Below are 10,066 nucleotides of genomic sequence, written 5' to 3' on the forward strand. Positions count from 1 at the left end.
CAGATCGCCGAACAGCGCGACCGCGGTCGCGGCGTCGCCAGCCTCGATCGCGGCCATGGCGGCGGCGAAATCCGAGCCGCGCGGGGCCTCGGACCAGGCGGGGCCACAGATCGCCGCAAAGGCCATCAGCGCGGCGCCCGCGCGGTGTCGACAGTGCAGGGTCATTTTCCGGCCAACATCACGAGTTGAAGATAGAGAAGCCGCCGCAGGCGGCCGTCAGGCTGGCGTTCATGCACGACGATCATCGGGCGCTGGTTCGGCCCGGTCTGGGTTTCGATCCAGATCGACCCCGGCAGGTGAACGCCGTGATCCAGCAGCAGCGCCTTGGGGTCCTCGACAAGGCGGCCGCGGAACTCGGCATCGACCCAGCCGCGCGCCAGCGCCCGGCCAAGGATGTCCGGAAGGAAGCGTTCGACCATCTCGCCGTTGCGCAGATCGACCGGCGCCGCCACGAGGCGAAAGCCCCCCGTGTCGCGGTCATCGCGCGCAGCGTCCGGCGGCACTGCGTCCTCCGCCCGGTCCCTGCGCCCTGCCGCGGCACGATAGGCGGCGGCCCCCGTGATGCCGGCACCCGATCCGCTGGGCCCGACCGGTTCGGCAGTGCCCTCGATCACCACGTGATCCGCCGCGCTTTCGGCGCGGGCGTCACGGCGCGCTCCGGGCGCCAGCGCGGCACCGGCACGCGCGGCCAACCGGCGCAGCGCAGGTGACAGGGGGGAGGGTCTGAGCGGATCGGGCATGCAACACCGCGTATCTGGTCAGGCGCGAGAAGCGCCGGGTCACGTGGGACAACGGCACCCGCGCGCGCCGCTTTAGCGCGATCTCCAAAGATATCGCGCGGTAACTTCGGCACGCGTGTCGGCTCCTGCGCGCTGTGCGAAACTTTCGCCATGACGGTATCCATCGTGTCCCTGCTGCCCCCGGCCGCCCTTGCCCTCGTCCTGTCGCTGGGGTTTCTCGGTGCGGGCGCGATGGTGATGCAGCTGCCCACGGATGTGCTTGCCACCCGTGATGCCGCCAGCAGCCTGCCGCCCGAGGGCGCGGCCGAGCCGCCTGCCCCGCCCGCCCCGCCGCGCTATGTCGCCATGCGCGACCCGATCATCGTGGCGCAAGAGGACATCAACGGACGCCTCCGGGTCGAGATGGGCGTGTCTGCCGAAGATGCGCAGGAGGAAGAGGTCCGCGCCGTGCTGCGCGACGATTTCGCGCCGATGCAGGCACGGCTGGCGCAGATGATCCTCGACCTGGCCGCCACCATCGAGATCGCGGACCCCGGCAAATTCCACCTGCGCGAGGCGCTCCCTGGCGCCGCCCGCACCCTTTTGAACGACCATTTCGAGGCGCTTGGCCATGGCAGGCCGATCCGCGAGGTCTTCATCGTCAGTTACGCCTCGCGCTGAGCCGGGGCATGCCCCGCCCGGCACGGTTCTTGCAGCACCCGGAGCATCCAGACGGAGGCCAAGATGACCCTACTGCCCACCGACTTCACCACTGCGTCAAGCCACCATGGCACCCATGACCCGGTCGAGATCGAGATCGTCTATTGCGACCCTGACGGTGAGCCCGAGCGCCGCCGCCGGATGCCGCTGGCGGCCTTCCTGGGCACGATGCCCCGCGTGCTGGGCATGACGCGCCCCTTGCCGCCCGAGCGGATGCGCGCACGCCCCTGACCCCGAAACCCCTGTGGGCCGCGCCTATCGGCGCCCTGCCCTGCGCCACGCGGCGTAACGCAGCCCGAAGGCCAGCGGCACGCAAAGCGCGATCCCCCAGCCGATCACCGTCGCATCCGGCAACCGCCCGGCGATCCGCAGCGCGGTCTCGGGCTGCAGGTAGATCAGGGCGATCAGCGGCAAGGCGACGCTGAAGAAGCCCCGCAGCCTGGTGCAGGTGCTGCAATCGGGACGGCGCGTCATGGCTGCGCCCTCCGCCCCGCCTGGGCTAGGTAGAGCTTGCGCGCGCCATTCTTCCGCATCTCGCGGCGCTGCACCTCCTGCAAGCGGCCGACAGCGCCGTGCAAAACGCCCAGTGCGGCCTCGAGGGCCGACAGCTCTTCGGCCGCTTCCGGCCCCGAGGGGGCCCCGTCGCCCACCATCGCCATGACCGCGTTACGCACCGCGTGTTCGAGCGCCCCGACGCGTGCCATGTCGCCCTGCGTCACCGCAAGATCGAGCTGGGCGCAGATGCGGCGCAGCTCGGCGGACCGGGCCACGCGGGTCATGCGGATGATGGCGCAATCGGCGCTCATGCACCGCCTGCCTTGGCCGCGGGCGCGATCTCGCGCCAGGCCGAGAGGATGTCGCCCATCGCGCCATGCGCGGCCGCCAGCCCCTTGGCCTCGGCCGTGTTGCGCATCGCCGCCAGCACCTGCAGGCGCGCGTATTCGTAAAGCTCGAACAGCCCCAGCGCGATATCCTCGCCCTTTTCGAAATCGAGGCTGCTTTGCAGGATGTAGAGCGCCGTCAGCGCCCGCGTGCAGGGCTCGCCGGGCATGCTGCGCCCGGCCTGCTGGGCCGCCACGAGAACGGCCAGCGCGCGCTCCAGCTCGGTCAACGTGACCGCGATGACGGCGTGGGGGTCCTCGATCCGGGGCTGGCCGACCGCGTCGGCCTGGCGGTAGCGGGAACGGGCGTAGGACATCGTCATGGGGGAACCTCTTGCACGGGGGCGCTCCGGGGTCGTTCGGGCGTCTTGCTCAGGAGAAAGAACGTCCAAACGCCCCGGACTGTTAGCGTTTTCCCTTGCTCAGGCCGCCTCGGCGAGGCGGCTGACCGAGACGACCACGCCGACGTCGCCGCCCGACAGGATCGCCACGCCCGAGACGTCGCGCAGGTGGCCCAGAACGCCCTGCAACGGGCGCAGGAGCACCAGTTGCTGCCCCAGAAGCTCGTCCACCGGGATCGCAAGCCTCGTGTCCTCGTCCGAATGGACGATGACGTAGAGCCCTTCCTGCCCCTCGCCCTGCCCTTGGCCGGCCCCTCGTCCGCCACCGGCGCTGTCGGCGCTGTCGGCGCTGCGCGCCAGCGGGCGGATCGGGACAAGCTCGTCCTCGCCCAGGCGCACCATGCGCCGCCCGCGGGCGGCCGAGATGCACATCTGCGCGCTGCCCTGGTGGATGCGCTGGATCGCCTCGATCGGCAGGACGTAATGGATCGCGCCAACGCGCACCACCATGCCCTCGAGCGCGATCATGTGCAGCGGCATGCTCAGGTGCAGCCGCAGCCCGCCCTCGGGACGGACCACCCGGCGCAGCGTGGCGCGGTCGGCCTTGAGGTCGCGCGCGATGGCGGCGATCTCAAGCTCGCCCGCCTCGGCGCCGCCGTCGTCCGACAGCTCGAAGCGGATGTGATCCTCCTGCCGCGACACCGAGACATGGATCTTGCGCGGTGCCGGGTCCGCGGCAAGGCGCAGCGTCAACAGCTGGCGCAGGATACCGCGCAGCTGGTCGATCATGCTCTGGTCGATCATCACCTCGCCGCCCGCGACCGACAGGCGCGCGTTCAGCCCCGCGGCGCGGGTCTGCGTCGAGAAGAAGGTCTGCAGCGGCTTGAGCAGCACGTCGGCCGGCCGCGACCGCAGCGCGACGCTTTGTTCCTGCAGCTCGGCAAGCTGGTTGTTCAGCTGGCTCTGCGCCTCGCCGATCTGCCGCAGGCGCGCCTGGTGCGCCTCGAAGTGATCCCGCAAAAGCCCCATGAGCCGCGGATCGGGCCGGGGCATCCCGGCCTGGCGCACGGCGAAATCGAGGTCGCGCACCAGGTCGACCGCGGCCAGCTCGTCCAGCATGGTGCCGATCATCGACTGGCCCGCCGACATCTCGCCGATGGTCTCGATGAAGCGCATGGTGTCGAGCCCCATGGGCAACGCGTCGGACGACTGCCCGGTGACATCGCCCGCCGCTCCGGGGGCCTGTCCGTCCTCGGGCTTGGCCTCGAGCGTCTGCAGAAGCTGCAGGTTGCGCCCGGCGGGGTCCATGCCGACCATCGCCTCGACGACGGTATCCTCGGCCAGGGGGGCGGCCACGAGGAAATCGAACAGCGTGATGTCGCCTTGGAAGACGGTCACGTTGGTGATCATCCGGATCTTGCCGGCGGACAACCAGTGCAGGAAGGCCTCGGCCATCTTGTCGTCGTTGTTGAGGTCGGCACGGATCACGAAGAATTTCAGCCCCGCCTCGATCGCCGATTGGGCGGCGCGCACGCTTTCTGGCGACAGCACGCGGTGGAACTCGGGGCCAAGCCCCAGCCGTTCCTCGATCACCCGCGCGGTCACCACGCCGCTGGCCAGGAAGCTGACGGTTGCCGCCTCCTCGAACAGTTGCTCGATGCGCGCGATGTCGGGGATATCGCCCTGGTTGAGCGTGTCGAAGACCAGCTCCATCGTGTCGATGAAGCCGAGCGCGATCTGGATCAGGATGACGTCGGGCGCCTTGCCCTCCAGCCGCACCCGCGAGAACAGGTCCACGAGCGACATGGTGAGCTGACCGGCCGTCTCGACCTGGAAATGGTTGCAGGCATGGAAGGCCTGCCGCATCAGCAGCTCGAAATCCGGGAACCAGGACGCGCCGCGCCCGCGGGTGTCGTTCTCGAGCCCGTCGCGCAGGCGCTGGAGGATCTCGAAGGCATTGTCGGCCGCCCAGCTGGCCAGAAGCGCGCTGGGCCGCAGGCCGAGCCGGTCCAGCGTCTCGGCGGGCAGGCTGCGCTCGACGGCGACCAGTTCCTCGTAGAACCGGATCTGCGCCATGCGGTATTCCGAGGCCGAGGCGATATCGGCAAAGCCCAAGCCCGCCTGAGCCACGCGGACGTAGCCCAGCGCCGCCGCCGTCTTCTCGATATCGCCGGCCAGCGCACGCAGCGCGGCGCGGTCGATCTTGCCCTGCCCCTCGATGGCAAGGCCGAGGTCGGCGACACGCCGCAGCAGGGGACCGAGGGCCTCGATGGCCCTGTCGGTCTCGGATGCGGTGGCGGGCGCGGCCGCGGCCGTCGTGGCCGTCGCGGCAGGGGGGGACGCGGGCACGGCGTCCGGCGCGACCGCTTCGGGCTCGGCATCGTCGGTGTCCTCCGCGTCACGATCGAACGCGGCGAAAGGATCGTCATCTTCGGCGAAACCGGCGTCCCCGCCGCCGCCGAACTGCACCTGGCGCAGCCCTTTCAGCCGCTCGATCATCATGTCGAGCGCCGAGGCGTCGAACCCTTCGGCGGCGGCGGGCGCGAGTGTCGCGGTCCAGACCGTCAGCCCCAGTTGCCCCGCGGCATAAGACAGCCCGTCGGCCTTGATGCGCGCCTGCTCAATCTGCCCGGCATCACCGCCGCGCAGGGCGTCGAGATCGGCAAGCGTGCCGTCGACCATGTCGAGGAAGATCGCCTCGAATTGCGGGTCGAGCTTCAGGCGGCCCGTCTGGGCCGGTTCCTCGTCCGACTCCTCGTCCGAAGCCCCGTCCGAAGCCCCGTCCGCTCCCTCGTCCGGCTGGGCCGCCGGTTCGGGGTCGGCGCCGTCCTCGGCGACCGCGGCAGGTTCGGCATCAGGCGCGCGTTCCGGCTCCGGCTCCAGCTCCGGCTCCGGCTCCGGCTCGGGTTCGGCCTCGGGTTCACGCTCCGCCGCAGCCTCGGGGTCGGGCGTTCCGCCCTCGGCGGTGTGCTCTGCGGTGTCCCCTGCCGCGCCTTCCTCGCCGTCACCCAGCCGCGCGATGAGCGCGCGCAGCCGTTCGGCCAGCCCTTCGGAGGGGGTCGGGTCCACGTCGGCGCGCGTCTGCGCCGTCTCGTCGAGCATCCGCCGCAGGTGGTCCCCCGCCTCCATAAGGCAATCGAGGATCTCGGCGGTCAGCAGAACCCCCGCATCCCGCACGAGGCCGATCAGGTCCTCGGAGAGATGCGCCCGGCTTTCCACCACGGACAGCCCCAGGACACGCGAGTTGCCCTTGAAGGTGTGAACCGCCCGGAACAGGGCAGCCACGTGCCGATCGGGATCGTCGCCGCCGGCCATCAGGGCCTCGAGCGCGGCTTCCATAGCGTCAAGGGCCTGGCTGCCGTCATCGGCATAGAGTTCCCAGATTTCATCCATTTCGTCGGACATGGTCGCCTCGTTCTCGTGCTGGGGGTGGCCGGGGTGCGGTGCCGTCAGGCGGCCACGTTCGCCATCAGGCTGCGCATCACCTGCGCAAGCTCGTCACCGGTCTTTTCATGCAGGTCGTGGGACACCGTGCCCGAGGGCTTGGCCACGACGCCATCGGCGCCCAGTTCGCGCGCCTTCGCCGCCAGCGGCGAGCCCGCCACCGTCACCGAGGACAGCATGCAGATCTTGGCCCGCGTCTTGAGCTTGGCGTGGCGCAGGAACTCGAGCCCGTCCATCACGGGCATCTCGATGTCGAGCAGGATCAGGTCGACATTCGGGGTCTGCGCCAGCTTGTCGAGCGCCTCTTTGCCGTTGGAGGCCTGGGCCACCATCTTGAAATCGGGCAAGCTGTTGAGAAAGCTGGAAATATAAAGACGCATCATGGCGGCGTCATCAACGACCATCACATTGTAGGCCATGGGTTTATCCTCGGGTCTGGTCAGACAGGGTTGGTTCGGAACTTGCGGGAGGGGCGGCGCCGGGACAGGCCCGGCGCCGTGGTGAGAGATCAGAACGGGCCGTAGCCGCGGCCGTCCTTGTCGATGGAGCCATTGGCCCCGTTCACGCGCGCCGCCGGGGCGGAGCCGTTGGCGAACATCTTTTGCAGCTGCGCCATCATGTCGGGCGACATCCGGTCCATCGACATCGCCTGCGACGGGTGGGCCGTCGTGCGGCGCAGCTGGAACTTGGAGACCTGTGCGCGCATCTGCTGGGTCGCCGCGTTCATCTGCGCCGCGGTCGAGGCCAGCTCGTCTGCCTGCTGGCTGGTCGACAGCGTGGTCTTGGCGATATCGCCGATCGCCTGGCTGATCTGCGCCACGCCGCGGGCCTGTTCCTCGGACGCGCGGTCGATCTCTTCGACGATGGATTTCACCTCGCTGATCTCGTCGGTGATCCGGCTGAAGGCCTCGCGGGTTTCATCGGCGATGCGGACACCGGCGTTCACCCGGCCCGATGCATCCTCGATCAGGTCCGAGGTCTCGCGCGCGGCCTTGGCCGAGCGACCGGCAAGGTTGCGCACTTCCTGCGCCACCACCGCGAAGCCGCGGCCATGCTGGCCCGCACGGGCCGCCTCGACCGCCGCGTTCAGCGCCAGCAGGTTGGTCTGGAAGGCGATTTCGTCGATCACCTTGATGATCTTGGCGATATCCTGCGACGAGACCTTGATGCCGTCCATCGCGGCGACCATGTCGCGCACCTTTTCCGCGCCGTTGGCGGCGAATTCGGCCGCGCTGCTGGCGGATTTCGAGGCCTTCTCGGCCGCGGCGGCATTGGCCTTGACCTGTGCGTCGGTTTCCTCGGCCGAGGACGAGACTTCGTCCACCGAGGACGAGGTGATCTGCGCGTTCGAGGACAGCGCCTGGCTCGAGTTGGTCATCTGGTCCACGGTCTGCGCGACCTGGTCGACCTGCTCGGCGATGACCGAGACCGAGACGTTCAGGCTCGAGAAGGCGCGTTCGAAGGATTGCAGGATCGTGCGGTAGTCGCCCTCGAACTTCGAGATGTCGACCGTGGTGTCGAGCTTGCCGTTCTCGATCGCGTCGGCAAGGCGCACGGTTTCCGAGGTCAGGCTGCGGAAATTCCCGCGCACCGTCTCGATCACGTTGTTGATAAAGGCCTTCTTGCCCGGCAGTTGCTCGAAGGGTGCATCGAAATTGCCCTTGCCGAACTCGGCCACCACTGCCATCGCGCGCTTCTTGGTGTTGATGTGCTCCTGCACCATCCGGTTCACCAGCTCGGCCGCGGCCTCGATCTCGGGCAGGTCGAGCCCGGCGGTGTCGATGAACACGTCGATGTCGCCCGCGTCATGGGCGTTCGACATGGCGGTCATCTCGGACAGCAGGCGGTCGAACTGGCGCTGGTTGCTGGCGACCCGCTCGCGGTCGGCCATGGCGGCGGTCTCGTCGCGCCATTCCACGATGACGGACGCAAGCTTGCCGGAGACGAAATGCGGCGAGGCCGTGAAGCCGAGCGTCCGCCCGCCGATGGTGAAGCCACCGTTATGGGGCTCGGACATGTTGTCCATGATCCGGCGCTGGTAGTGCGGGGTCTTGTGGAAGATGTCGACGTTCTTGCCGACCACGTCCCGCGCCCGGAAGCTCGGCAGGTCCTTGCGGATGTCGTCCTCGAGTTCGTCGAACATGCGGTAGCCCGCCTTGTTCACGAACAGGATGTTGTAATCGCCGTCGGCGATCATGATCGGGTTCATGATCAGGTCGAGCAGCTCGGCGCTGGAAATGGCGCCCGAGACGGTAAGCGTGTCCTTGTCGGCTTGCGGCCTGGATTGCGCGGTCATCGGTTCTGTCCTCTTTTGGTCGTCCGTGGTGCGGGCGTTTGCGGGGTCTGGGGATGCGTCCCCCCCGGAGGCCGTCGGGCGCTCCTCGGGGTCGGCGGGCGGGGTCGGTGCTGGGGCGGTGTCAGCCGCCGGGGGCGTGGTCGCGGGGGGCGTGGTCGCGGGGCTTGCCGGACCGGCGGTTGTCTCCGGCGCGGGCACGTCCGTTGCGCCGGAAAGGGGGGCATCGGCGGCCTGGGCTCGCGCGTCACCGGAGGCCCCGGTCACGCGCGTCGAAGCCGTGGTGCTGCGCCGGGTGCGGGGCTTTGCGCCCGTGCCGCCCTTGTTGCCGCTGCCGCTGCGGGATCTCGTCGTCATGATACCGGTCTCCTCTGTGTCGCTGCCATGGCCGCGTGTCGTCTCAGGCGTCGGCCAGCTGGGGCTGGGCCACGTCCACGTCGGACACGAGCACCGGCACATCGAGCAGGATCGCCACGCGCTCGCCGACATGGCCGAGCGCGCTGACGACGCTCTGGCCGTCGGCCCCGTAGCCGGCGCTGCGGTTGAGCTTGTCGTTGGGGATGTCCACGACCTCGGAGACACCGTCGACGATCAGCCCGATCGGGGCCTTGCCCACCTCGAGCACGATCACCACGGTGCGGTCGTCATAGGGCCGTTCGGCCATGCCGAAGCGCAGGCGCACATCCATCAGGGGGATGACCTTGCCGCGCAGGTTGATGACGCCGCGCACGTAGTGGGGAACGTCCGGCACGCTCATCACGCGCTGCATTCCGACGATCTCGGTCACCAGCGCGATGGGCACGCCATAGGTTTCCTCGCCGACAGGAAAGGTCAGGTACATGGTGTCGATGCCGCTGTCGGCCATGCCGTGAATGTCGGCGGCATCGGTCTGTGCCGCGGCCTTGGGGTCGGTCTGGGTGTCGGTCTGGGTCATGGGTCATTCCTTTCGGAGGCTGTGCTGTGGGGCCGCGGTCGGCCTGGGGTCGCATGTGTCATGGCAGGGCGGGTTGTCGGGGATAGCCGGCGGCAAGGCCGGCCCGGACCGAACCGAGCAGGCGCGGCACCATCTGCGTGAGCGGCACCTGGTCCTCGGCCCCGCCCCTCTCCCAGGCGCGGGCCGGCATGCCGTAGATCTGCGAACTGGCCTCGTCCTGCGCGAAGGTGCGCCCGCCCGCCTGGCGGATCGCCAGAAGGCCCGCCGCGCCATCGCTGCCCATGCCGGTCAGGATCGCGGCGGAACAGCGGGGCGCACAGACGCGCGCCAGCGCCGTGAACAGCACGTCGACCGAGGGGCGCGAGTAGGACACCGGGTCGCCCTCGACGAGGGCCACGCGCGGACGCCCGCCCGCGGTGACAAGCTGCATGTGCCGCAGCCCGCCGGGCGCGATCAGGATGCGGCCGCGCTCGAGCGTGTCGCCGTCGGCGGCCTCGCGCACCTGCATCGGGCAAAGCCCGTCCAGTCGCCGCGCAAAGGCCGCGGTGAAGCCCTCGGGCATGTGCTGGACGATCACGATGGGGGGCGTGTCGGCCGGGAACTCGGGCAGGATGCGCGTCAGCGCCTGCACGCCGCCGGTCGAAGAGCCGATGGCGATGACCCAGTCCGCGGGCAGATGCGCCGCGCTCGGCAGGGCGGGCTGCGCGACCGGCGGCTCGGACGGCCGCGCGGCG

The 10,066-nt window shown here is 69.7% G+C and carries 11 protein-coding genes; 2 read left to right on the forward strand and 9 right to left on the reverse strand.

The features are described from left to right. Positions 1-161: 161 nt before the first annotated feature. On the reverse strand, positions 162-740 hold the full coding sequence (locus QQK83_RS17715) for a hypothetical protein (protein ID WP_284266537.1): 579 nt from the start codon (positions 738-740) through the stop codon (positions 162-164). A gap of 150 nt (positions 741-890) precedes the next feature. Here QQK83_RS17715 and QQK83_RS17720 point away from each other — a divergent pair, with 150 nt between their 5' ends. Together QQK83_RS17720 and QQK83_RS17725 are read left to right on the forward strand one after the other, a co-directional pair. Further along, entirely contained in the window at positions 891-1,400 is a 510-nt protein-coding gene (locus tag QQK83_RS17720; protein WP_284266539.1) for a flagellar basal body-associated FliL family protein, read from the forward strand. 63 nt (positions 1,401-1,463) lie between these two features. Further along, complete coding sequence (locus QQK83_RS17725; RefSeq protein ID WP_284266542.1) at positions 1,464-1,670, forward strand: hypothetical protein; 207 nt, start codon at positions 1,464-1,466, stop codon at positions 1,668-1,670. A gap of 24 nt (positions 1,671-1,694) precedes the next feature. On the opposite strand, the gene QQK83_RS17730 is transcribed toward QQK83_RS17725, so the two are convergent. From QQK83_RS17730 to QQK83_RS17765, 8 genes are all read right to left on the reverse strand, one after another. Then, entirely contained in the window at positions 1,695-1,913 is a 219-nt protein-coding gene (locus tag QQK83_RS17730) for a hypothetical protein (RefSeq protein WP_284266544.1), read from the reverse strand. Beyond that, entirely contained in the window at positions 1,910-2,245 is a 336-nt protein-coding gene (locus tag QQK83_RS17735) for a hypothetical protein (RefSeq protein ID WP_284266545.1), read from the reverse strand. Before QQK83_RS17735 ends, QQK83_RS17730 begins: the two co-directional genes overlap by 4 nt. Further along, on the reverse strand, positions 2,242-2,643 hold the full coding sequence (locus QQK83_RS17740) for a flagellar export chaperone FliS (RefSeq protein ID WP_284266548.1): 402 nt from the start codon (positions 2,641-2,643) through the stop codon (positions 2,242-2,244). Before QQK83_RS17740 ends, QQK83_RS17735 begins: the two co-directional genes overlap by 4 nt. Positions 2,644-2,742: 99 nt before the next feature. Continuing rightward, the gene (locus tag QQK83_RS17745; RefSeq protein ID WP_284266550.1) at positions 2,743-6,066 is read right to left on the reverse strand and encodes an Hpt domain-containing protein; all 3,324 of its coding nucleotides are present in this window, start codon (positions 6,064-6,066) and stop codon (positions 2,743-2,745) included. Positions 6,067-6,110: 44 nt separating this feature from the next. Then, positions 6,111-6,524, reverse strand: coding sequence for a response regulator (locus QQK83_RS17750; RefSeq protein WP_284266552.1), 414 nt, complete (start codon positions 6,522-6,524; stop codon positions 6,111-6,113). An 89-nt stretch (positions 6,525-6,613) separates the two neighbouring features. Next, a complete protein-coding gene (locus tag QQK83_RS17755; RefSeq protein ID WP_284266554.1) occupies positions 6,614-8,401 on the reverse strand; it encodes a methyl-accepting chemotaxis protein in 1,788 nt (595 codons plus the stop codon). A 397-nt stretch (positions 8,402-8,798) separates the two neighbouring features. Beyond that, positions 8,799-9,332: a chemotaxis protein CheW gene (locus QQK83_RS17760; RefSeq protein WP_284266555.1), complete on the reverse strand. Its 534-nt coding sequence runs from the start codon at positions 9,330-9,332 to the stop codon at positions 8,799-8,801. 58 nt (positions 9,333-9,390) lie between these two features. Then, positions 9,391-10,066, reverse strand: a 676-nt coding sequence (locus QQK83_RS17765) for a CheB methylesterase domain-containing protein (protein ID WP_284266557.1), incomplete at its 5' end; no start/stop codon positions are given.

It is taken from the genome of Roseicyclus amphidinii, assembly GCF_030163755.1.
Lineage (GTDB): Bacteria > Pseudomonadota > Alphaproteobacteria > Rhodobacterales > Rhodobacteraceae > Roseicyclus > Roseicyclus amphidinii.